We start from the raw sequence: 24,654 nt of genomic DNA, 5'->3' as shown, positions 1-24,654 counted from the left end.
ATCCAGTTGAAAAAATTCCCGAAGAAATTACTGCCTATCGCGGTTTTATCATCAATTGCGTTCAGCAGCTTAGCCAGCGGCAGTGTGCCTGTAGCCAGCGCCCAAGAACAGAAAAAGGGGAACCACGACGAAATTAAGAATGTTATTGTTCTGATTGGTGATGGTATGGGTGTGTCTTATACGTCCGCTTATCGATACTTAAAGGATAATAAAAAGACAAAAGTTGTGGAGCCTACGGCTTTTGATCAGTATCTTGTCGGCCAGCAAACAACTTACCCCGATGATCCTGAACAAAATGTAACGGATTCTGCAGCGGCGGCAACGGCTATGTCTGCGGGAATTAAAACATACAATAATGCCATAGCCGTGGATAACGACGGGTCAGAAGCCAAAACGGTGCTTGAAGCTGCGAAAGAAAAAGGAAAAGCAACAGGACTTGTGGCCACTTCAGAAATTACACACGCCACTCCGGCCTCTTTCGGTTCACACGACCACAGCCGAAAAAATATGAACTCAATTGCGGATGATTATTTTGATGAGATGGTCAACGGCAAGCACAAAATTGATGTCCTTTTAGGAGGGGGAAAGAGCAATTTTGACCGTAAGGACCGTAATTTGATTAAAGAATTCAAAAAAGCGGGGTACAGCTATGTGGATAACCGCAAGGACATGCTGAAAAACAAAGACAGCCAAGTTCTCGGCCTATTCGCTGACGGCGGCCTGCCTAAAAAGATTGACCGGACGAAGGATATTCCATCACTTAAAGATATGACAAACACAGCCATTAAAAAATTAAACAAGGATAAAGACGGATTCTTCCTCATGGTGGAAGGCAGCCAAATTGACTGGGCGGGCCATGACAATGATATCGTCGGCGCCATGAGCGAGATGGAAGACTTCGAACAAGCTTATAAGGCGGCTATTGATTTCGCTAAAAAAGACAAGCACACATTGGTTGTCGCAACGGCTGACCACTCAACCGGCGGATATTCCATCGGTGCGGACGGCATCTACAATTGGTTCAGTGAACCCATTAAAGCCGCAAAACGCACACCTGACTTTATGGCAGAAAAGATCGCTGACGGCGCGGATGTTGAAAAAACGTTGAAAACATATATCGATCAAAAAAAATTGGCTTTAACAAAAGCCGAAATTCAATCTGTTGAAGAAGCGGCAAAATCGAAGGAAGTGCTGGATATCGATAACGCAATCGAGAACATTTTTAATAAACGCTCTCACACTGGATGGACAACAGGCGGACATACCGGTGAAGATGTTCCCGTCTATGCATACGGTCCGTCTAGTGAGACATTTGCCGGCCAAATCGACAATACAGAAATCGCCAAAAATGTCTTCAAAGCTTTACAATACAATATTAAGATTAACGATAAGTAAAAGAATACAAGGTGTCCCGTTGCTTGTATGAAGTAACGGGATCTCTTTTTAATGGAGGAATCATCATGAGAAGAATTCTTTCAATTTTCGTTTTTGCTATCATGCTTGCGGGCTGCTCATCAAACGCCAGTACTGAAAAACAGCATGCAAGCGGGGAGAAAACAGTAAAAGCTGAGCCGCAAAGCACTGCATTCCAGAAGGACAGCACAGATGATTATCAGCCTAATTCCCAGGTAACTGATGACCGGTCATTGCTTAAGGTCGGCCAAACGTTTTCAGATGATAAAGGAAAAGCTGTCTTAAAAGATATCAAACAAGTGAACAAAACCTATAAAATTGGCGACGTGGAGTTAACAGTAAAAGAAATGAAGCTGATCCACTTGCGCCCGGACTACAGCATGATTGATTACTTTCATGAGTTAACACACGATGAAGAGTTTGATTTCGTTAAGGTTTTCGTTAATATCAAGAACACCTCTTCAAAAAAAGTAAATGTTGCACCGATTGCATTGATGAAAACAAATACGGGCGAAACCTTCGATTGGAACAAAGATATTTATCTTGAAGAGTTAAACGGCGAATTGCAAGGCGGCGCCGAAAAGTCCGGAAATCTCGGCTTTATTGTGAACGCATCAAGCGGCCATGCTCATGATAAGGCCGCGGATGCTGAGAAGAAAACAAAAGAGATTAAGTGGATCGAAATCACGACAAGTGACGTCTTTGACCATAACCATAAGAAAATCAGTGATGCTCAAAAAATCAAAATCAAGTTTTAAATCAAGAACTCCCGTACAAGGTACGGGAGTTCTTTTTCTTATTTGTTTTTTTGGCGAATCAACTCATCAATCCGCTCCATCACTTCTTCCATGTCCATACATTCTTTGAAGCTTTGATTGATTTTTTTAATGCCTGCCGTATACTGATCGTTGCGCAAAACCTCATCTACGGCTTGTTTTAATATTTGGGCATTGACTTCATCTTTAGAGATGACATAGCCTGCATGGAGTTCAGAGAGACGCTGCGCCACCATCGGCTGATCCTTGTCATGAGGCATGACAACCAGTGGCACGCTGAAATGAATGCCTTCGTTTACACTGTTCATTCCGCCGTGTGTAATGAAAACATCCGATTGCTCCAGCACTTCCAGCTGAGGGACATACGGAGCAATGATAAAGTTTTCCGGCGCCTGCTTTAATTTGGTCAGGTCCGCTTTTTCTCCGGCAGCGATGACGACTTTTCCGTTAAAGCCTGAAAATGCATCAATACAAAGGTTGAAGAAATCCTCTGTATGATCCAGTACAGTCCCCATTGAAATATAAATGACCTTCTCATCTTTTAGCTGTTCAATCGGGAAATTTGTTTTTTCCGCTCTCTTTGGAAAGCTCGGCCCGATAAACAGACATTCATCCCCGAAACGATCACTTTCTGGCTGAAAATAACGGCTTGTATACACTACGTTCAATTCCCCTTTATTGTTCATGAATTGAACCAGGTTTTTCGGGGCAACACCGTACGTTTCTTTCATTTTTGCCAAAAGGTCTTCGCACTCTTGATCCAATTCAAGCGGCGCTCCAGACTCCGGATGCAGCGGCAGGATTTTCAGGTGCTCCTCGCTAAACAAGAAAGACGCCGATGAAGAGACTCCTGGAATATCTAAGTAATCCCTTACCAATTCCCCCGCGCCGAATTTATCATAATAAACAAAATCAAATTGAATGCTCTTAGATAAGTCTTTGACAATCTGTAAAATGTCCAATGACGTTTTGATATGGATTTTCACGAAATCAAGAATGCCATTGGGCGAACCGACATGAATAGGTGTCGTTCGCAGCAGATCCCGGTGAAGATGGACCGTTGCTCCCGCTGCTTCTAATCGTTTTTTATATTTTTCAGTGGATATATAATGGACATCATATCCCTTATCGGAAAACGCTTTTGTAATGCCTAAGGTAGGATTCACATGGCCTTCCGCAGGAAAATTCAAAATCAATACTGTCTTCATGTAGACAACTCCCTCTCAAATCGTATTCTGACTCTTTGTTTGATCAGACTACTACTAATCGTAAAATGGGAACACAACCCATGCAAGGTACAAATGAATGAACTATTCTGCTGCTCTGGACTTAATCAAAAAAAAGACACCCAAGCTCTGGTGTCTTTTTTTATACTTTTCTGATCGTAAAAAATTTCCGCAGAAGCCATGGGCCCGGTGTAAAGCCCAGCGTTAACTGCCAAGCGCCAATAGCCTGCAATCTGTATTCGCGGACGATCTGCATCTTCCGGCTCATGCTCCTGACATCCTCAAACCATACCTCATGCGTCCGCCCCTGCTGATCACTGTACCGGAAAAACGGTGATTGATATTCGGCTGAATATTGTATCGGGGCTTGGTACCTCATCGCTCTTTCGATTGCGTTTTGATTTGAAATCGCTGAAGCAACTGTGCCCGGCTGATACGGGATGATCCAGTCGTACCCGTAGAGCGGGACTCCGATAATGATTTTTCTGCTCGGTACCTGCGCAATCGTAAACTCAATGGTTCTCCTTATTTCAGTAATCGGCGCTACAGGACCCGGCTCACTTCCGGCATGATGCCAATCATAAGCCATGATAAACATATAATTAACAACCGCTCCTATTCCTCCGTAATCATAGCCTCTCAGCCAGGGGATATTATCGCTTGTTTTTGCCGGAACAGCTATCGTCAGCACATATCCTCCCGCCTGAAGGCGATCTCTCAGCTGACGCAAAAAACCAGTGAAAAGGTCACGATCCTCGGCGCTCACCTGTTCAAAATCGATTGTCACACCGCCATATCCCCTTGTGGAAACTAAGTAATAAATATTGTTGACCAGATTGCTTCTCGCTGTCGGGTTGTTCAGGACTTGGTGAACGAGTTCTGTACTGAATCCTGTTGATGTAAGGTTTGTTATGGTCGCAAGCGGCGTCACCCGTCTTTGCCAAGTTGTCTCGATAGCAGCCGCATCATTCAATTGGTTTGCAATGTCGCCGTTCGGTGCAATATGGTATTCGAAAATCGAAATTGAAGACGAGTATGGCGCATAATCATTGATCAGCTCCCGATCGAGGTCAGGATTTCGGAGCACGTAAAAACTTAATGTTCCCGCAATGTAATTTGAGATCGAAGGAATCGTTATTTTTGCTCCCGCTTGTAAAGCATTTGGGCTGATGCCCGGATTGGCGGCTCGCAGACGCTCTAATGGCACAAACGCTTTAGCTGCAATGGCGGTAAGCGTATCTCCCGGCTGGACTGTATATACATAAAGAGGGATAAGCAGAGCCTGCCCCGGCACGATATTCGTTTCATCTAAACCATTCACACCCCGTATTTGATCAACAGAAGCACCGTATCTTCTGCCTATCGAAAACAAAGAATCACCAGGCCCGACGATATGGATAAACATGTTTAACCCCCATTATTCGTTAGTCAAACCATCATAAAATCTTATTAACGGGGCCTCTTAGTTATGTGGTGAATACATAAAAAAATACCAAGGGTTCTGCTCCCCCTTGGTACCGGATCATACAAATCAATTCTCTTTTCCTTCTTCAAGTACACGCTTCAAATGCTCACAGTCATGATTGAAATGAGCCAGCACATACTGTTTGGCTGCTTCTTTGTTTTTCTTTTTCACTTCTTCAAATATCTTGCGGTGTTCACTCAGGATCGTTTCTGCACGGTGGTCACCAGTATAATTAAGGATTCTGCAAAAGTGAATCAGATCATTTACATGCTCAAGCAAATTTTTCAAATGTCTGTTATGGCTGAAATCAACCAGCAGCTCATGAAATTTTTGGTTTAAACGAATGATTTCCGTATCTTCCGTGCCGTTGTGAATCGCTTTCTCTGTTTCTTCAAGCTGTTTTTCGAGTATGGTCAGCTCTTCTTCGTCCGCTTCGTCTATGACTAATTCGACTGCCAGCTGCTCCAGCGGAATTCTGATTTTATAAATCTCATCTACATCTTTTGCCGTTAATGACGTGATCGAAAATCCATTTCGGTCATCCGCTTTTAACAAACCATCTTTCTCAAGCAATCGCATGGCTTCCCTTATCGGAGAGCGGCTGACGCCAAAGCTTTTCGCCAGCTGTGTTTCGTTTATCCGTTCCCCAGGCTTAAAAGTCCCGTTGAAGATCATTTTTTTTAGCTGGTTATAAAATTGCAGGTAGTAGGGAGTCGGCTTATCTAATTTAAAATCGTCCATATATAATACCTCTTTTGAATATATTCAAGGGCTTTTCTTCATCAAAATCATATAACAGATGGTAATGGGAAGCAACAAACTGCCTTGTCAGATCCCAGAATTTGAGGTACGATATGTTTGCTGAACGACGGTCGACGGACTACTGGCAACTGAAAAAACGGCGTGTTTTTCTTCGTCAATAGGACACCATACCTCCGCCAGAATAGCGCACGATTACATTTTTACATCTTTTCAATGGAGGAAAAAATATGCTCATTATTCTTGTTATGTTTCTTCTAGGAATTATTTTAGGCTTTATTGGCGCCGGTGGAGCCGGCTTTGTCATTGCCCTTTTAACGCTTCTTTTCCATATCCCGATTCATACGGCGTTAGGCACTTCGCTTGCCGGCATGGCTTTTACAAGCTTATCAGGGGCATACAGCCACTATCGCGAGGGCAACATTCAAATGAAAATCGGCTTAATAGTCGGAGGCTTTGCTGCGGTTGGCTCATTTTTCGGCGCCAAGCTGACATCTTTTATTCCGGCTGATTTGCTTCATTATTTGACGGCTGGAATGTTATTTTTATCAGCAATTCTCATTTTAATCAGATTATTTATTTTAAAAGAGAAGGCTCAAGTGAATCAAAGCACTCTTTCAACGTATACGAGAGCGGTCATCTTAGGAATTGTAGCCGGCGTTCTTTCCGGCACATTCGGCATCGGGTCGGCACCTTTTATTCAAATCGGTTTAATGATTATGCTGAATCTGTCCATTCGCCATTCTGTCGGAACGACGATGCTTGTGATCATCCCTCTGGCTGTAGGTGGAGGCATCGGATATATCACAGAAGGTTTTGTTGATTATGTATTGCTGATCAAAGTTCTGGTCGGGACAATGTGCGGTGCCTATGTAGGCGCAAAATTCACCAACCTTATGCCAAAGGTGGTTTTGAAATCAGCCATCTTTTTGACTCCGGCGATTGCAGGCCTGCTGTTATTATTCTAAATAAAACAAAAAACCTGACGTCATGTCAGGTTTTTTTTATGAATTCTGCCCTACTCGTTCTTTGGTTAATCCAAAAAACGCCAGTGAGCCGATGACAGCTGTCACAAACATGATCGCTCCCATCGGAACGGCTGTTGTCTCATTAATGCCTACAAGCGGTGACACGATTGAACCGAGGAGCAGCGGGAGCATTCCAAGCAGCGCACTTGCACTTCCGGCGCGGTGCCCCTGCTTTTCCATGGCCAAGGTAAACGTGCTGGTCAGAACCATGCCGATCGTAATCATGTAAATGAAAATGGATATGACTAATGTAGCAAGAGGACCGTGAATCATGGTCATGGTTAATAGCACAGCCGTCGCAATCACAGCCGTAATGACCGCTATACGAAGAAGGCTTTTTTCATGAATGATTCCGCCAAAGCGTCCGATGATAAAGCTGCCCGATATAATCGCCAGCCCGTTAATGCCAAAAAGAATACTAAATACCTGCGGAGACACCCCGTAGATGTCCTGGTATACAAAAGGCGTACCAGACACATATGCAAAGCTTCCCCCGTGAATAAATCCGACAGTTAACGCGTACCCCATAAAGGATCGATCCTTCAGCAGGCTGCCCATCGTTTTGACGGATGTTCCGATTGAGCTTGGAATCCGTTTTTCCGGCGGAAGCGTTTCTTTTAACCTCAATGCAATCAGAAGAACGAGTAAAAATCCGATGATCATGAGGACGTGAAAAATTGTATGCCACGTTGCGAACGGCAAAAGCAAAATGGCACCGCCTGTCATAGGCGCAACCATTGGCGCCACCGCGGTAATGACCATTAACAGCGAGAAAAATTTAGAAAGCTCTCTTCCGGTAAACACATCGCGGACGATTGCGCGAGACAGCACAAGCCCTGCAGAAGCAGTGAAGCCCTGTAAAAAACGCGCAGACACTAAAGTTGTTATATTGGGCGACAGTGCACAAAACAGAGAAGATAACGCAAATAAAAAAATACAGATTAATAGCGGTTTTCGTCTTCCCTGCGCATCGCTGACTGGCCCGACAATCAGCTGGCCGATCGTAAGCCCGACCAGACAGGCTGTTAAACTTAACTGAACAAGTGAAGCACTTGCTGATAAATCTTCCGCGATTTCAGGAAAACTTGGCAAATACATATCTATATTAAGCGGGCCCAATATAGCAAGCATGCCGAGCAGAAACGCTAGTGCCAAGCGTTCTTTTCCAGTTGGATTGTGCAGCATGTTATCAAACCTTCCCTTCAACCTAGTCCCTTATATAATGGATGTCAGCTCCAACAATGGATTGAAGCTGTGAAACATTTGTATATTGTATCATAACTTTCAGCCTGTGAAAGCCGCTTGAGCACGGGCTCGGCAAAGTGATATTCCGCTGGGAGGTTTTTCGAAGATGCAAATGGCTTGCAAGATGAAATCAATCGTTGTATATTAATTGACGTGTCAATCATTGATATATCAATTAATAGTTTTGACAGGAAAGAAGGGATGGGTTTTGGCGTCATTTTGTTCAGAGGAAGCCGAGATTTTATATCAGCTGCAAGGCGTGAACAAGGTGATTGGCGTGAAGTTCGAGGCATGCACGGGCATCAGCCAATCTCGTTTGGAATTGCTGACATTGCTTTATCATGCAGATGAGATCAGTCAAAGCGACCTTCAAAAGAAAGTAAATATCGATAGCGCAGCCGTTACCAGACACCTGAAACAGCTGGAAACCAAAGGCATGGTATCAAGGCGGCGCAAGCCTGAGGACAACCGCATCACCCTTGTTCGGTTAACAGACCAAGGAAGAGAGCGAATTGAGTCTTCTAAGAAGGAAAAGGAGCGTTTCATGAAGGAAATGCTCGCAAATGTAAGCGCAGAAGAACGCCGCCTGCTCATTGATGTGCTGGCGCGCATGCGAAACAATATAGATAATATCGAAGCTTAAGAGGAGTGTATCAACATGATCAAAACAAACGATTTTATGGAAATTATGAAAGGCCGCCGTTCTATCCGCAACTATGATCCGGCAGTAAAAATCAGCAAAGAAGAAATGACAGAGATCTTAGAGGAAGCAACAACTGCCCCATCTTCTGTTAACGCGCAGCCATGGCGTTTTCTTGTCATTGACAGCCCGGAAGGAAAAGAAAAACTCGCACCGCTTGCAAGCTTTAACCAAACACAGGTCACAACATCATCTGCTGTCATCGCTGTATTTGCAGACATGAATAATGCAGACTACTTAGAAGAAATCTATTCAAAAGCTGTGGAACTCGGTTACATGCCGCAGGAGGTCAAAGACAGACAAATCGCCGCGCTGACCGCACATTTTGAAAAGCTTCCGGCACAGGTCAACCGTGAAACGATCCTGATTGACGGAGGTCTTGTTTCCATGCAGCTGATGCTGACTGCACGCGCGCATGGCTACGATACAAACCCGATCGGCGGATACGATAAAGAAAACATCGCGGAAACCTTCGGATTAGATAAAGAACGTTATGTACCGGTTATGCTACTTTCTATCGGAAAAGCTGCAGATGAAGGCTATGCTTCCTACCGTCTGCCGATTGATACAATTGCAGAATGGAAATAAAAACAAAGAGCCCAGGAATGTTTTCCGGGCTCTTTGTTTTTAAGTACAGCCGCCGTTTGATCGTCTGACCTTTTTCGGGTAACACGTCTGAAGTTAGTCGTTTAGTCATGAAAAAAGAGTGATGACCATTCATCACTCTTCTCTCAATTATTCTTTTCCTTTCTTCCTGCCGAACGGCCACCAGTTTCCTTCTCCAAAGGTCGCAATGATTGCCGGAATGAAGAGCGGAAGTATGACAAGGCCGTAAAGCAAGAGTCCGATGATGATAACACTTGCCACCTGCATCAGTGTATTGACGCCTGAAGGCATCATCGCCGCGAACGTACCGGCCAATATAATGGCAGCTGTAATAATGACAGATCCCATTTTGCTCATTGACCTGACGACACCTTGCTGAATGCCAAGGTGCACCTCTTCCTTAAATCGATCAAGCAAGAAGATTGAATAATCTACCCCTAACGCGATCAAGATGACAAAGCTGAAGAATGGTACTGCCCAGCTGACGCCGGCGTTTCCTAAGCCATTTACAAAAATTAATTCTGTTATGGATATCGACGTATAGTACGTCAGCAGCAGTGACGCGAGCATATAAATCGGCATGATCATGGAGCGGAACAAAATGGTTAACACGATAAACAGGCCTATAATCATGATCACCATTGTTCTGGAGAAGTCCGTTGTGGACAGCTCTTTTAAGTCCGCATTCATACTCGTGACCCCGCCGTATACGATCTGTGCATCCTCCAAAGGAGTGCCGTCAACTTCGTTTGCGACAGCTTTTTTAATTTGGTTTATTGTCGTAATAGCTTGTTCTGAGTAAGGATTTGAATCCAGAACGACACTTAATTGAACACCTTTTCCGTCCGCAAAGGAATACTGGTCAATTGACTTCTTAAAGTCTTTGTCCTTCATTACTTGATCAGGAATGAATATGCCTGTATCTCTTACAGTTGGACTTTTGCTCATGTCCTCTAACATATCACTGGAAGCTGTAATACCGTCAGAGACTTTCGTCAGGCCATCATTTGCGCTTTTCACGCCTTCGGACAGCTTCTTCAGGCTTTCTGTCAGCGTTCCGGCTTGTGCCTGCTGGCCTGAGAGCTGCTGGTTCGCTTGTTCAAGGCCGGTTTGAATCTGGCCAAGCTGTCCGCTGATTGCCGTAAGCTGCTGCACGGTCTGTGCGGTATTGCCGGTTTGGGAAATCTGTTTGCTCATGAGCTGCAGCTGCTGATTGATTTTGCCCAAGCCATCTGCCGCATCGCCCAGTGAACCGCCAGACTCTCCATTTGAGGCCGAGCCGGTTTGCCCTGCCATTTGATTCAGTCCGTTTTCTATATCCGTTAATCCGCTTTGGACATCGGCAATCCCTTTTACCGTCTTATCCAGCCCGTCTGAAACCGATCCTAGCTGGTTATCAATATATAAATCTTTGATTTTTTTACCAGTCGGCTGCGTAATAGTCATAACAGAGTCAACATGATCAACTTTCTCGATCGCTTTGCTGATATTTCCTAGATAAGGGATTGTATCAGCTGTTGTAAGATCTTTGTCTCCTTTTACGACAACATTGATCGGGAACGCTTTTCCTTCCCCGAATCCATCCTTAATGGCCTCGAGAGCTTTTATAGATTTATAATCGCTGCTGATTTCCGCAGTTGAGTCGAATGAAATCTGGTCATCATAGGTCAAGATGAACGGAAGCGTGATAATGACCGTGATGACTATAAACAGAAACGGACGAGCGACGGAATGCCTGCCGAGAAACGCCCATAATTTGTTATCACTGTGCGACAGCACTTTCTTAGAAGGCCAGAATAATTTTTCACCCAGCGTCACCATAAATAATGGCAGCAGTGTGTAGAGGATGATCATTAAAATTCCCACACCGACTGCTACCCCTACTGCGGATTGGAAAATCGCAAACTTCGCAAATCCTAAGGCGGAAAATCCGATCAATACCGCAAATCCGCTGATAAATAAGGTATTTCCCCCTGTGCGGTAAGCGATAAGCGCCGCTTCTTTTTTATCATGCCCGTTTGCCAATTCTTCACGGAATCGTGTAAGAAGCAGTATGCAGTAATCTGTTCCAATGCCGAACAGGATCGCAACTAAGAAGGTTTGCGTGAACGTCGAGATAGGAAAATCAACATTGTATACAAGGATGCCCAGTATGGATTGACTGATCAGATAAGAAAAACCGACAACCACAATCGGAATAAAAGGCGTCACAACAGATCGGAACACGATCAACAGTAAACCGATGATCAGGCAGACTGTGATCACTTCCGTTTTCTTAAGCCCTTCCTCTGAGCTGTGAGCGAAATCCTGGTTGATAAGGGAAGCTCCCGTAATATATGCCGTCAAATCATCAGGAACGATTTGATAAATCTCGTCCGCAATTTTTTCCGCCTTTTTATCAGAACCTGTAATCGTGACAGGCATGAGAACGGTTTTCTTGTCTTTCGACATCAACTGGTCTTTGACTTCTTTTTCCGCTGACAGAGGAGATGTTACCTCTTCTACACCGTCGATCTTTTTGATTTTATCGATCATGGCGCGGAGCTGGTCCTCTGTTTCTTTCTTTAAAGCGTGGTCTAATGTAAAGACAACACTGATCGAATTATTGTCTTCTCCCGCTTGTTTTAAAATGGCGTTTGCCCTTTCTGAAACCGCATCAGCGGGAAGCTGCGCCTGCCCCTTTTGATTGGCCAGCTCCGTTAAGTTCGGAGAAAACAAACTCAAAACGACGGTAAGTGCTAATACTATGGCTGCAATTGCCCACTTGAATTTGATGATTGCTCTCATTCGGCAGAATCTCCTCCTTTAAATTTGCTTTTTAAAATGGTGAATATCTCGATGATGGAATGTAAGTGTTCCTCATCTATATCATCGATCAGCGGTTTGAGCGCATTAAAGATGGCAGAATCTAATTCTTCTAGTATGTGTTCACCGCTGGGTGTAATGTTAATAAGCTTAGAGCGCCTATCACTTTTTGCCGGACAGTCGTCCCATTGAACCAATCCCTTTTCGAGCAGCTTTTTCAGTCTGTTAGAGATCGCGCTCTTATGTACATTTTGGTACATGGCCAGGCTGCCGGGAGAGGTTGGGCCCTTGACTTTTAAAATTTTCAACAGGTCTGCCTGTTCCCTTGAGATATGCTTGAAGACATCCTGATTGATTTCACGATGCACAAATTCTGTCCCTTCAAGCAGGACTTCCACAAACAGGTTTATCGCCTGGCATAGCTTTTGTTCATTCAATATCTTCCCCTCCTCATTATAGTTTACCCCGCTAAACTTTATGTTCAATGTCAATTAGTTTATTCCCCTAAACCATATATGTCAACAGATTTTATTCACGAGCACTCTACATAAGAACCCACGTTCGTGTATAATGGAAGATATACACACGAAAGGGGGAATTTTAACATGTCAGATTTGGCATTCAAATTGTATGAATATAACGTCTGGGCCAATCAACAAATATTCAACCGATTAAAAGAGCTTCCAAAAGAGGTATACCATCAAGAAATTCAAAGTGTGTTTCCGTCAATATCCCATGTATTGTCTCATGTTTATCTTTCTGATCTCGGCTGGATTGAAGTGTTTTCCGGCAAAACCTTGAGCGATGCGTTGGCTTTAGCTGAACAGCTTAAAGAACAGACAGAGGCAAAAGAAATAGAGGAAATGGAAGACCTTTTTCTGAGGTTATCCGAGCGCTTTACACTATTTTTACAGCAAAAAGAACAGCTCAATAAGCCACTCCAGATTCAAAATCCCTCAAGCGGCATCATGAAAACAACTGTTTCCGAACTGATTCCCCACGTTGTCAATCACGGGACATACCACCGCGGCAATATCACAGCAATGCTGCGGCAGGCAGGCTACGCATCCGCACCGACAGATTACGGGCTCTACCTGTTTATGAAAAAAACTGAAAAAGCATAAGAAAGCGGCTCCCTAAATGGAGCCGCTTTTTTCGGGAAATAGTCCAAATCACATTAAAATTCTTTTCATCAATCCTTTTTTAGTAAAAAAGATAGAAATTTTAGTGTTATAATAATCATTAAAAATAGATTGCTGACTCAATAAACAATTTTCAATGGAGGAACACATAAAGTGACAGACGACATGACGAAAGACAATATAAATCAGCAAACGTTGCAGAGAGGCTTGAAAAACAGGCATATCCAGCTCATCGCCATCGGCGGAGCCATTGGGACAGGCTTATTTCTCGGCTCAGGCAAATCGATTCATTTTGCCGGACCGTCGATTTTATTTGCTTATATGATCACAGGGATCATTTGCTTTTTAATTATGAGATCGCTGGGTGAACTGCTGTTATCAAACTTGAACTATCACTCTTTTGTGGATTTTGTACAAGACTACCTAGGCGATATGGCAGCATTTATCACCGGCTGGACATATTGGTTCTGCTGGATTTCCATTGCGATGGCTGATCTGACAGCAGTCGGGCTCTACACTCAATATTGGCTCCCGGGTGTGCCGCAATGGGTGCCTGGCTTAATCGCTCTTATTATTTTACTGATTATGAATCTGGCGACAGTCAAGCTTTTTGGAGAATTAGAATTTTGGTTTGCTTTGATTAAAGTCATTGCCATTTTGGCGTTAATCGTCATTGGCCTTGTGATGATTTTCAAAGGCTTTTCCACAAGCTCAGGAGTGTCCAGCTTCACAAATCTCTGGAGCCACGGAGGCCTGTTCCCGAATGGCATGCACGGGTTTATCCTCTCCTTCCAGATGGTTGTGTTTGCTTTTGTCGGCATTGAACTTGTCGGGATTACGGCCGGTGAAACAGAAAACCCTGAAAAAGTAATCCCTAAGGCGATCAACAATATTCCTGTCCGTGTGCTGCTTTTTTATATCGGGGCTCTTCTCGTGATTATGAGCATCTATCCTTGGGATGTCATCAATCCCAGCGAAAGCCCATTCGTACAAGTATTTGTCGCGGTTGGCATCGTCGGGGCTGCAAGTATTATCAACTTTGTTGTGTTGACATCCGCTGCTTCAGCATGCAACAGCGCTGTATTCAGTACAAGCCGTATGGTCTATTCCCTGGCGAAAGATCACAATGCGCCTGAGTCAATGGCGAAACTGACTCAGCGTAAAGTGCCTAGAAATGCTTTATTCTTTTCGGCTATCGTGATTTTAATCGGTGTTACGTTAAACTACATCATGCCAGAAGGCGTATTCACCCTGATCACAAGCATTTCAACCGTATGCTTTATCTACATTTGGGGGATTACGGTCATCTGCCATATGAAATACCGCAAAACAAGACCTGAATTAGCGAAAACAAACAAGTTTAAGCTTCCGCTTTATCCGTTTACAAATTACCTGATTCTTGCGTTCCTGGCGTTTGTTCTGGTTGTGCTGGCACTGGCACAGGATACTCGTGTTTCCTTATTTGTCACACCGGTTTGGTTTATTTTGCTGATTGTGATTTATAAAGTGAGAAAAGCGAAGCATCAATAAGACTCGAAACTCCTGCCTCAAAAATGAGAGCAGGAGTTTTTTTGATGAAAATGACCTTTGCTTTTGAATTTGAAGGTATGCTATAGTATTTGTAATCAAACAAGAAGGGATGATGGGTGGACAATGATTAACTAATCTTATTTTTACCGTTTGAAATCAATATTTCAAATCAGAAAAAATAGGATTAGTCTGCCCATTTTCTATATATACGACACTGCTATTTATAAATAAATAGCTTATTTGATCATGCAACGGCGCGGCTAATCCTTCCAACACATTTTGGGAGGATTTTTTTATTCTCCCTTTAAAGCGAGGGATATGGATGAAAGAGATCGTAACATTAACAAATGTCAGCTATGAAGTGAAGGATCTGACTGTTTTTAAAAACATAAATGCCAGTGTTCAGCAAGGAGATATCATTGGGATTATCGGCAAAAACGGTGCTGGGAAATCTACGCTGCTGCACCTCATTCACAATGACTTAGCCCCTGCACAGGGACAAATCCTTCGGCAGGATATAAAAATGACGATGGTTGAACAGGAAACCGCGGCGTATTCCTTTGCGGATCAGACACCTGCCGAAAAGAAATTATTGGAGAAATGGCGTGTGCCCGTCCGTGATTTCCAACAGTTAAGCGGCGGTGAAAAACTGAAAGCGCGGCTGGCGAAAGGACTATCAGAGGATGCAGATCTGCTGCTGTTAGATGAACCGACAAACCACCTTGATGAAAAAAGCTTGCAATTTCTCATTCAACAGCTGAAAAGTTATAGAGGCACTGTAATTCTTGTTTCTCACGATCGTTATTTTTTAGACGAAGCCGCAACAAAAATATGGTCGCTTGAGGATCAGACGCTGATTGAATTCAAAGGGAATTACTCCGGGTATATGAAGTTCCGGGAAAAGAAAAGACTCGCCCAGCAGCGTGAATATGAAAAGCAGCAAAAAATGGTTGAACGGATTGAAGCACAAATGAATGAGCTCGCTTCTTGGTCGGAAAAAGCCCACGCCCAATCGACGAAAAAGGAAGGGTTTAAAGAATATTACAGGGTAAAAGCGAAGCGTACGGATGCCCAGATAAAATCCAAGCAGAAGCGGCTTGAAAAAGAGCTGGAAAAAGCAAAGGCGGAACCCGTTACCCCAGAATATACAGTCCGCTTTTCAATCGATACAACCCACAAAACAGGAAAACGTTTTTTAGAAGTTCAGAATGTAACAAAAGCGTTTGGAGAAAGGACCCTCTTTAAAAACGCAAACTTTACAATTCAGCACGGCGAAAAGGTAGCGATCATAGGACCCAATGGCAGCGGAAAAACAACATTATTGAAAATCATTCTGGGACAGGAAACAGCTGAGGGAAGTGTATGGGTGTCGCCGTCCGCAAATATCGGCTATTTAACGCAAGAGGTGTTTGATTTGCCTTTAGAACAAACACCGGAAGAGTTATTTGATCATGAAACATACAAAGCAAGAGGGCACGTTCAAAGTCTGATGAGGCACTTAGGTTTTACAGCTGCCCAATGGACTGAACCGATCAAGCATATGAGTATGGGTGAGCGTGTAAAGATCAAGCTGATGGCATATATGCTGGAGGAAAAAGACGTGCTGATTTTAGATGAGCCGACAAACCATCTCGACCTGCCTTCACGCGAACAGCTGGAAGAAACACTGTCACAATACAGCGGCACATTGCTGGCGGTTTCACATGACCGATACTTTCTCGAAAAAACAACAAACAGTAAACTCATCATCTCAAACAACGGCATCGAAAAGCAGTTAAACGACGCTCCTTCAGAAAGAAATGAGCGGGAGGAGCTTCGATTAAAGCTTGAGACAGAAAGACAAGAAGTGCTGGGCAAGCTCAGTTTTATGACGCCAAATGATAAAGGGTACAAGGAGCTTGATCAGGCTTTCAATGAGCTTACGAAACGAATGAAAGAGCTGGATCAATAGCGTGTAGGGGATACCAAGGGCTGTTCGCCCTTGGTATTTTTCAAGCTTTTTCCTTCAGCCCTCGCCAAAAAATATCGAAGGAAATCTCTAAAGACCGCTCAAATGATTGTTTATTCTCATAAACCAGCTGAATGTTCAGCCCGTCAAAAAGAGTGATGAAGGCTATCGCACACTTCTCGGGCGGACAGGTGATGACCGATTCTTTAAAAACAAGTGCAACCCGGCTTTTCAAAGCATGCAGAAACATCAAGTACTGGGCTGAAATAAAATCACTTACTTCAGCAGGAGCCTTAAACGACATCGCCTGCAAAAAGGCTACATTGGGCATAGCATGAAAGCGCACCTGTGTTTCTTTTAAAAAATCATATATAAGATTCTTGGCTGGCATATGCTTTCGTGATTCAAAAAAATCATTGATAAACGCTACTTCTTCTTCAACAATCTCGGGGTATACTTCCATCAGCAGATCCTTTTTTGACGAGAAATGGTAGGACAGAGATTGTTTCCGAATTCCTAATTCTTTTGCAATATGTGCCATTTTGACTCCCTCGTAGCCAAGTTCATTAAATTGGCGAACGGCTGTGCGTTTTATATTCTCACGGGTCACTGTTCTGCCCTCCCCAAATTATTTCATCCGTTTTCTCTTGGAACAGATAAATAAAATATATAATAAAAGAAACAACAGGTACACCAAAATAGAAGCGATATAAAGCTCCCGATAAGAATAAATCGTTGCCACCACACCTAATAACAATGATCCTCCGCCAATTCCCATATCAAAAAAATTAAAGAATGTCCCCATAGCATCCTCATGTTCATGCTCTTCTACAAGATTGATACACCATGTCTGGATAGCCGGAAATATTGAGCCGAACCCAAATCCGTAACATATCGCCGCAGTAAAAAACATTGCATTGGTTTGGGCAATATATAATATTGAAAGGCCTGCTATTGAGAATATTGATGCGGGGATAAGGATGGCTGCCGCTCCGAATCGGTCAAATATTTTCCCGGAGATAAGACGTATAAAAAAACTGGCTGCTGCAATCAGAAAGAAAAACATTCCGACACTTCGGAAACCTTTTTCGATCGCATAGAGCGCAAAGAAGGACATGATCCCAGATGCAGCAATGCCTACTAATAAAATAAGAAACGAAGGAAACAGCACACGTCTTTCTAACACCTTTACCTTTACCATTCCCTTTTCAGCCGTGTCTTTTGCTTCTGGCTGCCTCCGCACAAGTAAAGCCATAAGCACAGCCAGTAAAAGAATGGACATCCCGCCAAGAAAAAGCCTCTCAAAATCATAAAGCTCCAGTGCTGCGATACCAATCATAGGCCCAACCGAAACTGCAATCGTTTCGCCTACCCCAAAATATCCAATCCCCTCACCTCGGCGCTCCTTCGGAATAATTTCCGCGGCAATCGTGGCAAAATAAGTAGTTGCTAATCCAAAACCGGCACCATGTATTAAGCGAATGAGCAATAGGACGCTCACATCTGACGCCAAATAATATGCACCGGTTGAGCAGGCACTGATAACAATTCCAAATATAAGTAAATATTTTTTATTAAATCGTTTTGCCAAAACCCCTGCAAAAGGACGTATGGCAATGGCAGATATCATAAAAATACCTGTAACCAATCCGACTTGCTTTGCCCCTCCTCCGATAGCAGTTACAAACAATGGCAATGTCGGCAATAACATTTCAAACACCATAAATAAAAAGGCATTTGAAAGTGTGACAAAAATAAATGATAAGGACCACATTTTTGCAGTATGTATTTTTTCCGCCTGTAACTCCATGAGCTTCTTCTCCTTTTCTGTTGATCGATTTAATTGGTTACACTCACTTTATCTGACTATAGTCAGATTGTAAACTGGAAATCCACGAAAAAATTATGATAACCATTTATTTTTAAATGTTTTCACTCAAAAAAACTGACAATAGTCAGACTTCCAAATGAAAGAAAATAAGTTTGATTCGATCGTTATAGGCGAGAAGCTCCGTAAAATGTTGACGATTTCAATAATAATGCACATAAAAAAAGAACAACACACGTTGTCCTTGTTTATATCTTAAAGTACCCTGTCACCACTTCCAGATAGGCATTTCCATACTGGAGGAAAGGATCAGAGCCTGCTGCCGTCATAGGACACCATTTTGTTTTCAAACATCAAAACGAACTGAAAATGATAAAAAGTGTTCCCCTAAATCAAATGCAAAAGAAGGGAAATAACGGAAGACAGTAGAAGGATAAACCCAACAAACAAAATGAAGATGGATCATATGACTGAAAACTTTTACTGTGATGAGGTATTTAGCGGCAAAACGAAAGTGAATAAGGTAATAGAGACGGATAACATATTGGCTTACTATCATACAAAGCCTTTTTATCCGGTTCATATTGTAGCTGTTTCCAAGAGACATATCTCTTCGTTAATCACCTTGGAAGAGTCCGATCATGACTTACTTCTTGAATTAATGAGTGTCATTCAAGAAGTCGCTTCCATGGTGACGGACGAAAAAGGCGCATGCCGTGTAATCACCAACTTAGGAGCTTACCAGGACTCTAAACATTTACATTGGCATATTGTGTTTGGAGAACCGCTTAAGTAAGCGTCTGGGGTCAGCACAGCTGTTTCCGCATACGTATATTGGTCATGGCATAACCCATCTTCTGATAAAGATAGACGGCTGTCTCGTTGTGTGCAAATACATGTAGAGCCAGCCTTTCCGCACCAAGCTCTCTTGCTCTTTCATCAAGCGTTTGAAGCGCCAATTGAGCAAGTCCTTTTCCGCGAAAGGCTTCATACAATCCAAAGGAATAGATAAACGCTTCCTTTTGCGGATGAAATGGATCAGCATACAGCCAGAGCCAGCCCATTCTTTCCCCTTGGTCATTTGTGATGTTCCAAAAATAATGATTGCTGCTGTCTCGCCCATTCGGAATCATGTTCTCATATGCTTGCTCCGATTTCTCAAATGCCTCTTTTTCCGTCCAAGTTCCTGACGTTATGTTTTGTTTCGCATAATTTTGCACGGACATCCCGCGAAAGGCTTCGAACTCTTCCTCAGTCATGTCTTCCAAAGTTAATGCCATCCTGTATTCCTCCTTTATAAAAAAGCCCAGCTGATGCCGGACGAATAACGCAGAAATGGAGCTCTATTTTACTGATTCAGTTAATTCCTGGACTTTCTATTATTCGATAAGAAAAGGAGATTTCCTGCAAATGGGCTTGTTCTTAAACATTAGTGAAAAGCTTACGTGTAACTCCCCATGATGATCATGATAGAAACAATCAAACAGATCATCGCTGGTATCGCCATGATGACCGATTGTCTTGCTCGAAACATATGCGCATGAATTGCTCCCGCCATGAGAACGACAAACAGAAAACCTGCTCCAATCGCTGCATACCGATTCCAAATTCCCGCGATCATAGCAAGTGCCCCGGCTATTTCAAGAATGCCAGTAACAGTCAGAAACCATAATGGATATTGATAATGCCGCCAATGCTCAACTTGAAAGGGAACGCGGCTTACCTTTATGATGCCTCCCGCAAGCATAAAAACTGCCAAACTGACTTTCATAATAATAGATATCATCTTACGTCATTCCCTTTCGGAAGCATCCCGTATATTAAAAGATTCACAACCTCTGCTGCGAGGCTTGCCGGATTTTTGATTCCGGTTAACAAAAATGAATCGGTTAAATGTTCAATCATGCCGACCAAACACTCAGCGACAGTTTCCATATCCAGTTCAGAGCAAAAATAGCCAAGCCGCTGTTCTGCTTCTAAGTTCTCTTTCAAAACCATCGCCAAGTCTTTTTTCATTTGTTTTGCTTCCGGGTTGAGAAAAAAGCCGATCTTGGTTACATCCTTGTCCTCAGCCAAAAATTGAAAAACAGTCTCTACAGCTAGCAGTACCCGTTTTGACACATCCTCCGTGTTTAATCCGTTTTCCAGAAGAACTGACTCTGTCAGCTTTTTGACTCGAGAGTGAAAATCGGTTATTAACTCAGCAAAGATGGCTTCTTTGCTTTGAAAGTACAGGTAAAATGAAGGCTGTGTGAACCCAGCTTTTTCACAATTTCACTTACCTTCGCGTCATGGAATCCCTGAATCGAAAATTCATTAGCGGCAGCTTTGAGTAACCGTTTCCGGCTTTCTTCTCCTTTACGTCCTTTTTTACTTTTCAACGAGGACCACCCTCAAAAATAATACTCGCAAGTAATGTTACTCACGAGTATCATTTCATGGCATTAGCTTCATTGTCAATGATTTCAAACTGATCCTGTTTGCCAACTTCCTTTATTAAAGGGTCTCATGTATTTCGAATAACTGAATCAATTCATTGATTCCTATATCAATGGCTTTTCATTCACTGATAAGTATTTGCTGAATAGATTGAAATTCAGGCTGTGACAAACTTTATTCTTTTTTTCTAACGAGCATCACTCCGGGGCCAGATAGAGTTTTGCCCGCAAATGCAAGGAACAATTGGGTGCGGCGGCGCATACTGTACTGTACAGAATGATGGAAGGGTGTGATAGGATGCCGTCTACAGTAATCAACCTATATTATTTGAAGATCAACAGTATTTCGGGCAATGGTTCAATTACAATAGGCGAAGCTGCTTATAACAGCCCTACCAACAATCAAAAATCTCAAGGAACCAATTCTTCTTTCGGTGATACATCACCTACAGAATCCGTAATGGAAAACTTCTTAAACGATCCTGATGTAAATGACCAGACATCTATCGGCAACTCTGATACATCCAATGTTAATGCTCCTCCGATTGCACCACCGCCAATTTTAGATTAAAGGGGTTTCGTCTATGCCATATCAAATTAATATCGCAAATATTAAGATCAACGGCGTCACGCAAAACGGAAATATAGATGTCGGCCCAACCGTGCACAACAGCCATACAGCAAACAGCAAATACTTTGGTGCAAACTTTTCCTTAGGAGATCTTTCGCCTACGTCTTCACTTTTAAACACTGGAAATATTGATTCAGACGTTAGTGATCAAGACCAAATCGGAAACCCTTCTGCACCGATTTCAAATCAAATTTAAGGAGAATCTCATATGGATTTCGAAAAAATTCGAAAATGGCTTGAGATTACGAATGAATATAAGCAAAGTGACTTTTGGACAAATGTGCTCAAGTATAAAGCTCCTGAACAATTTTTTGATTCCGATGCTTATACGCTCGTTTATGATTTTTATCAAGATGAAGAATATAATTTTATCATTGTGGAAATGCCCGGTGTGTATGAGGAGGAATTAACGATACGCTTACTATCTGAAACCCAGCTGCTGATCAAAGGAACCGTCACCCCTCTTTTTCCTGCCGAAATGGAGGTGCAGCGTGAACGGTATTACGGCGAAATTGAGCGGACGATTCAGCTTCCTGAAGCTACTGAATTTCATTTATTACAGTTTCAGATGTTAAACGGGCTTCTGCACATTTCGTACCCAAGACAAGTTGAAACCATTGCGTTCAATAAGGGGCTTTAAGATTGATTGTTCCTTCATTCCTTATCCATAGGGGCTGATATATGGTCTTTATATTGATCCACATAAATATCCCCATTACCCAGCAGCACTGCGTACACGGTCTCTTTCACCTTTATGTCTCTTTTTCGCAATTCTTCCAAAAGCCAGGATTCCGTCAAACGATTCTGCTTTAAATTATTCTCAATGATTTCTCCGTCCATAATAAGCTCTATCGGAAGCCTGTGTTCTTGGTTTACCGCAATCATTAAATCCTGTTTGGTCACATGCCGGAATTGCGGTTTTCTTAACACAGTCAGCTGACCATTCGTTTCAAGAATGGCAAAAAGTACTTCTTCGATATTAAATATTTCTTTTTCCCGTAATTGCTGATTTAAATAATCAAGTGTGTAACGCATTTTCCTCATATTTGATTCAAGTATCTTCCCGTTTTGAATCAGCACTGTAGGATCTCCGGCAAAAAATTTCCTCAGCTTCCTGTTCTTTATCGACAGGAACGAAATAAGAAAAATGGCGTTCCCCGCCTCCCAGATTGTTTTGGCCAAAAAACTCCTGCTGCTATCATTGTTTGGCTTAATATATCCATCTATACCAAAAATATCGTTTGGTTTAGGACAGAATGAACCAACTGCCTTTCGGATATATTAAATTGCGATTGGCCGATAGAAAAGCCAATCCCATGACAAATCTAATTCATCATTGGTCAGGTGGTAGCATGAATTTCACTTGGGAATCTCTTGTTCTCATTGTAGCCGGAGTCATTTTGCTGAGAATTTCAGGAATGAAATCAATCGCACAAATGACTTCAACTCAAACGGTTGTCATGATTTCAATCGGAACTATTATCGTGCAGCCAATCATCAAGTACAGCCTTTTCAAAACATTAATTGCGGCGGCAATTTTCACAATAACACTCATCGTTATAGAATGGATCCAAATGAGATCGAACTTCATTGAAAAGATGTTGACCGGAAAAGCAAAAGTTGTTATTGAAAACGGACAGCTTCATATCGAAAACTTAAAGAAGATGAGACTTACAGTTGATCAACTTGAAATGCATCTAAGGCTTCACGGCGTTACGGCTATACAAGATGTCAAAATTGCGACATTAGAGGCAAACGGGCAATTAGGAATAGAATTAACTGATGACGCCAAACCCTTAACTGTCAGGGATCTGAAAAAACTCATTCACCCGGATTTCATAAATAAGGACGGACAAGCCCATTTGTCTAGCAATCAGAATATTTTTGATGAAATTGGTAAAAAGAATAAAAAAAACATCCCTAAAAAACTGCATTAACAGGCACTTGTGGAATTTTGCAGGTTTTTGTCTCTCGTTAAATGTTTTTGCCGTTTTGTTTAAGCAATTGCTGCTCACACACCATATTGTATAAACAGTCATAACAGAGAGGAGAGATGAAAGATGAAATTCCCAGTATATATTCATTCGATATCCGGAAACAGCATTTTTAATAACGGTTTTGCATTCTCCATCAGCCCTTTCTCTGTTTCTAAAGAGACAGATGGTTCCGGAGGGAATAATACAGGTTTGGTTTTTGAATCCAATGCTTTAAGCCAAACAAGCTCCGCCAATCAAGCCCTACATGTTACAAATGCGGTCCAAGAACTGCTTTCCAAGCTTTTAGCGTAAAAATAAGAAATGAACACTTCATGAGGTGCCGTATGCCTTTTCCAATTATTCACACAAACTTTTGGGATGCTGTGATAGCCGTTCCAATCATTATATTGATAACCCAAATCCTCAAAATATTATTGAAAATCCCCAAAACATTTGTACCGTCAGTTGCCTTAATAACAGGCCTTGTCATTTCTGTTTTCATAAGCCATCGACACAGCCTCTTTTCTGGCGTATTTATGGGCTGGTTTTATGGCTACGCTGCTATAGGCTCCTACTCATCATTAAAAACGACCATCTTATCCTTTAGGCAAACGAAAAACGATACATCAAATTCATAGATGACATATAACGATCTGCCGCCTCTTTATCAGGCGGCTTTATTTCTGCTGATAGGTTGATCATCTTCAAAAAAGATGCTCAATCACTCACTTAAAGAGGCGCTATTATTTTTACCATTATGTTGATGCAATGATATAAAAACGCAATATCATAGAAGTAAATAGACTGCCAGCGTCCTCTATGACGGCTACTTCTGAGTGAAAGGAGTTTTTGAAGCATGCGATCTCAAATCAACATTTCAAATCTCACGATAAATGGAATGACACAAAACGCCAATACAGATATCGGACAAAACTTGCAAAACAGCCATACTGCGAACAGCAAAAATTACGGAGTCAATTTCACATTAGGAGATTATTCTCCTTCTAATTCAATTATTATTTCAGCAAGTTGTGATAATGATACAAGTGATCAAGGGCAGGTTGATAACCCTTCTTCACCTAGTGAAGAATAAATTGATGCAAAAAAAGAACTCATTTGAGTTCTTTATTTACCTTAT

26 protein-coding genes and 2 pseudogenes are annotated in these 24,654 nt (G+C 42.4%); 16 read left to right on the top strand and 12 right to left on the bottom strand.

Annotated elements, in window-relative coordinates; genetic code table 11:
* Nucleotides 1–6: 6 nt before the first annotated feature.
* A complete protein-coding gene (phoB, locus tag AC0OMA_RS03370) occupies nucleotides 7–1,395 on the top strand; it encodes an alkaline phosphatase PhoB (protein WP_327844672.1) in 1,389 nt (462 codons plus the stop codon).
* 65 nt (nucleotides 1,396–1,460) lie between these two features.
* Nucleotides 1,461–2,171, top strand: a complete 711-nt coding sequence (locus AC0OMA_RS03365) for a membrane lipoprotein lipid attachment site-containing protein (RefSeq protein WP_327844673.1) — start codon at nucleotides 1,461–1,463, stop codon at nucleotides 2,169–2,171.
* Between the two features lie 38 nt (nucleotides 2,172–2,209).
* On the opposite strand, the gene AC0OMA_RS03360 is transcribed toward AC0OMA_RS03365, so the two are convergent.
* The 3 genes from AC0OMA_RS03360 to AC0OMA_RS03350 all read right to left on the bottom strand — a co-directional run bounded on the left by AC0OMA_RS03360 (nucleotide 2,210) and on the right by AC0OMA_RS03350 (nucleotide 5,621).
* Nucleotides 2,210–3,397, bottom strand: a complete 1,188-nt coding sequence (locus tag AC0OMA_RS03360; RefSeq protein ID WP_327844674.1) for a glycosyltransferase — start codon at nucleotides 3,395–3,397, stop codon at nucleotides 2,210–2,212.
* Between the two features lie 160 nt (nucleotides 3,398–3,557).
* Nucleotides 3,558–4,820 carry a glycoside hydrolase family 18 protein gene (locus AC0OMA_RS03355; RefSeq protein ID WP_015382902.1) on the bottom strand — a complete coding sequence of 421 codons (1,263 nt, stop codon included), beginning with the start codon at nucleotides 4,818–4,820 and terminating at the stop codon, nucleotides 3,558–3,560.
* Nucleotides 4,821–4,946: 126 nt separating this feature from the next.
* On the bottom strand, nucleotides 4,947–5,621 hold the full coding sequence (locus tag AC0OMA_RS03350) for a GntR family transcriptional regulator (RefSeq protein WP_015382901.1): 675 nt from the start codon (nucleotides 5,619–5,621) through the stop codon (nucleotides 4,947–4,949).
* A gap of 248 nt (nucleotides 5,622–5,869) precedes the next feature.
* Between AC0OMA_RS03350 and AC0OMA_RS03345 the strand changes: the two genes are divergently transcribed.
* On the top strand, nucleotides 5,870–6,607 hold the full coding sequence (locus AC0OMA_RS03345; protein WP_015482876.1) for a sulfite exporter TauE/SafE family protein: 738 nt from the start codon (nucleotides 5,870–5,872) through the stop codon (nucleotides 6,605–6,607).
* 36 nt (nucleotides 6,608–6,643) lie between these two features.
* Here AC0OMA_RS03345 and AC0OMA_RS03340 read toward each other — a convergent pair whose 3' ends face one another.
* Nucleotides 6,644–7,852, bottom strand: coding sequence for a Bcr/CflA family efflux MFS transporter (locus AC0OMA_RS03340; protein ID WP_474221905.1), 1,209 nt, complete (start codon nucleotides 7,850–7,852; stop codon nucleotides 6,644–6,646).
* 208 nt (nucleotides 7,853–8,060) lie between these two features.
* On the opposite strand from AC0OMA_RS03340, the gene AC0OMA_RS03335 reads away from it, so the two are divergent.
* Nucleotides 8,061–8,555 carry a MarR family transcriptional regulator gene (locus AC0OMA_RS03335; protein ID WP_474221904.1) on the top strand — a complete coding sequence of 165 codons (495 nt, stop codon included), beginning with the start codon at nucleotides 8,061–8,063 and terminating at the stop codon, nucleotides 8,553–8,555.
* Between the two features lie 15 nt (nucleotides 8,556–8,570).
* Nucleotides 8,571–9,200, top strand: a complete 630-nt coding sequence (locus AC0OMA_RS03330; protein ID WP_003234135.1) for a nitroreductase family protein — start codon at nucleotides 8,571–8,573, stop codon at nucleotides 9,198–9,200.
* Nucleotides 9,201–9,347: 147 nt separating this feature from the next.
* Here AC0OMA_RS03330 and AC0OMA_RS03325 read toward each other — a convergent pair whose 3' ends face one another.
* Entirely contained in the window at nucleotides 9,348–12,005 is a 2,658-nt protein-coding gene (locus AC0OMA_RS03325) for an MMPL family transporter (protein ID WP_474221903.1), read from the bottom strand.
* Nucleotides 12,002–12,460 (bottom strand): MarR family transcriptional regulator, encoded by a 459-nt coding sequence (locus tag AC0OMA_RS03320; protein WP_015252707.1) that lies wholly within the window; start codon nucleotides 12,458–12,460, stop codon nucleotides 12,002–12,004. Before AC0OMA_RS03320 ends, AC0OMA_RS03325 begins: the two co-directional genes overlap by 4 nt.
* Nucleotides 12,461–12,628: 168 nt before the next feature.
* Here AC0OMA_RS03320 and dinB point away from each other — a divergent pair, with 168 nt between their 5' ends.
* The 3 genes from dinB (at nucleotide 12,629) to vmlR (ending at nucleotide 16,646) form a co-directional block, all read left to right on the top strand.
* Nucleotides 12,629–13,147, top strand: a complete 519-nt coding sequence (gene dinB, locus AC0OMA_RS03315) for a damage-inducible protein DinB (protein ID WP_015482874.1) — start codon at nucleotides 12,629–12,631, stop codon at nucleotides 13,145–13,147.
* Nucleotides 13,148–13,318: 171 nt separating this feature from the next.
* Nucleotides 13,319–14,695 carry an amino acid permease gene (locus tag AC0OMA_RS03310; protein ID WP_322840184.1) on the top strand — a complete coding sequence of 459 codons (1,377 nt, stop codon included), beginning with the start codon at nucleotides 13,319–13,321 and terminating at the stop codon, nucleotides 14,693–14,695.
* A 322-nt stretch (nucleotides 14,696–15,017) separates the two neighbouring features.
* Nucleotides 15,018–16,646 (top strand): ABC-F type ribosomal protection protein VmlR, encoded by a 1,629-nt coding sequence (gene vmlR / locus AC0OMA_RS03305; protein WP_474221901.1) that lies wholly within the window; start codon nucleotides 15,018–15,020, stop codon nucleotides 16,644–16,646.
* 40 nt (nucleotides 16,647–16,686) lie between these two features.
* Here the strand turns inward: vmlR and AC0OMA_RS03300 are convergent, their stop codons facing one another.
* Nucleotides 16,687–17,253, bottom strand: a complete 567-nt coding sequence (locus tag AC0OMA_RS03300) for a TetR/AcrR family transcriptional regulator (RefSeq protein ID WP_474221900.1) — start codon at nucleotides 17,251–17,253, stop codon at nucleotides 16,687–16,689.
* 18 nt (nucleotides 17,254–17,271) lie between these two features.
* Nucleotides 17,272–18,453: an MFS transporter gene (locus AC0OMA_RS03295; RefSeq protein WP_181218355.1), complete on the bottom strand. Its 1,182-nt coding sequence runs from the start codon at nucleotides 18,451–18,453 to the stop codon at nucleotides 17,272–17,274.
* A gap of 484 nt (nucleotides 18,454–18,937) precedes the next feature.
* Between AC0OMA_RS03295 and AC0OMA_RS03290 the strand changes: the two genes are divergently transcribed.
* Nucleotides 18,938–19,267 (top strand): HIT domain-containing protein, encoded by a 330-nt coding sequence (locus tag AC0OMA_RS03290; RefSeq protein WP_174616607.1) that lies wholly within the window; start codon nucleotides 18,938–18,940, stop codon nucleotides 19,265–19,267.
* Between the two features lie 10 nt (nucleotides 19,268–19,277).
* Here the strand turns inward: AC0OMA_RS03290 and AC0OMA_RS03285 are convergent, their stop codons facing one another.
* The 3 genes and pseudogenes from AC0OMA_RS03285 to AC0OMA_RS03275 form a co-directional block, all read right to left on the bottom strand.
* Nucleotides 19,278–19,751 (bottom strand): GNAT family N-acetyltransferase, encoded by a 474-nt coding sequence (locus AC0OMA_RS03285; protein ID WP_015382892.1) that lies wholly within the window; start codon nucleotides 19,749–19,751, stop codon nucleotides 19,278–19,280.
* Nucleotides 19,752–19,912: 161 nt separating this feature from the next.
* Entirely contained in the window at nucleotides 19,913–20,257 is a 345-nt protein-coding gene (locus AC0OMA_RS03280) for a DoxX family protein (RefSeq protein WP_063336273.1), read from the bottom strand.
* A pseudogene (locus AC0OMA_RS03275) lies at nucleotides 20,254–20,852 on the bottom strand (TetR/AcrR family transcriptional regulator). Before AC0OMA_RS03275 ends, AC0OMA_RS03280 begins: the two are co-directional and overlap by 4 nt.
* Before the next feature lie 355 nt (nucleotides 20,853–21,207).
* Between AC0OMA_RS03275 and AC0OMA_RS03270 the strand changes: the two are divergent.
* From AC0OMA_RS03270 to cotP, 3 genes are read left to right on the top strand one after another with little or no spacing between them, the layout of a single operon-like run.
* The gene (locus tag AC0OMA_RS03270) at nucleotides 21,208–21,480 is read left to right on the top strand and encodes a spore germination protein (RefSeq protein WP_003243854.1); all 273 of its coding nucleotides are present in this window, start codon (nucleotides 21,208–21,210) and stop codon (nucleotides 21,478–21,480) included.
* Between the two features lie 13 nt (nucleotides 21,481–21,493).
* On the top strand, nucleotides 21,494–21,736 hold the full coding sequence (locus tag AC0OMA_RS03265) for a spore germination protein (protein WP_003234151.1): 243 nt from the start codon (nucleotides 21,494–21,496) through the stop codon (nucleotides 21,734–21,736).
* A gap of 12 nt (nucleotides 21,737–21,748) precedes the next feature.
* Entirely contained in the window at nucleotides 21,749–22,180 is a 432-nt protein-coding gene (cotP, locus tag AC0OMA_RS03260; RefSeq protein WP_251187171.1) for a spore coat protein CotP, read from the top strand.
* A gap of 14 nt (nucleotides 22,181–22,194) precedes the next feature.
* Here the strand turns inward: cotP and AC0OMA_RS03255 are convergent.
* A pseudogene (locus AC0OMA_RS03255) lies at nucleotides 22,195–22,689 on the bottom strand (DUF421 domain-containing protein); the annotation flags it as partial.
* 203 nt (nucleotides 22,690–22,892) lie between these two features.
* Here AC0OMA_RS03255 and AC0OMA_RS03250 point away from each other — a divergent pair.
* From AC0OMA_RS03250 to AC0OMA_RS03235, 4 genes are all read left to right on the top strand, one after another.
* On the top strand, nucleotides 22,893–23,477 hold the full coding sequence (locus AC0OMA_RS03250) for a DUF421 domain-containing protein (protein WP_015382887.1): 585 nt from the start codon (nucleotides 22,893–22,895) through the stop codon (nucleotides 23,475–23,477).
* 123 nt (nucleotides 23,478–23,600) lie between these two features.
* The gene (locus AC0OMA_RS03245; protein WP_015482869.1) at nucleotides 23,601–23,828 is read left to right on the top strand and encodes a spore germination protein; all 228 of its coding nucleotides are present in this window, start codon (nucleotides 23,601–23,603) and stop codon (nucleotides 23,826–23,828) included.
* A 32-nt stretch (nucleotides 23,829–23,860) separates the two neighbouring features.
* Nucleotides 23,861–24,154 carry a hypothetical protein gene (locus AC0OMA_RS03240; protein WP_252494309.1) on the top strand — a complete coding sequence of 98 codons (294 nt, stop codon included), beginning with the start codon at nucleotides 23,861–23,863 and terminating at the stop codon, nucleotides 24,152–24,154.
* A gap of 218 nt (nucleotides 24,155–24,372) precedes the next feature.
* Nucleotides 24,373–24,609, top strand: coding sequence for a spore germination protein (locus AC0OMA_RS03235; protein WP_015482867.1), 237 nt, complete (start codon nucleotides 24,373–24,375; stop codon nucleotides 24,607–24,609).
* Nucleotides 24,610–24,654 lie beyond the last annotated feature (45 nt).

The organism is Bacillus sp. AMCV2 (genome assembly GCF_056033925.1).
This window is presented reverse-complemented; position numbering and strand designations above follow the sequence as displayed.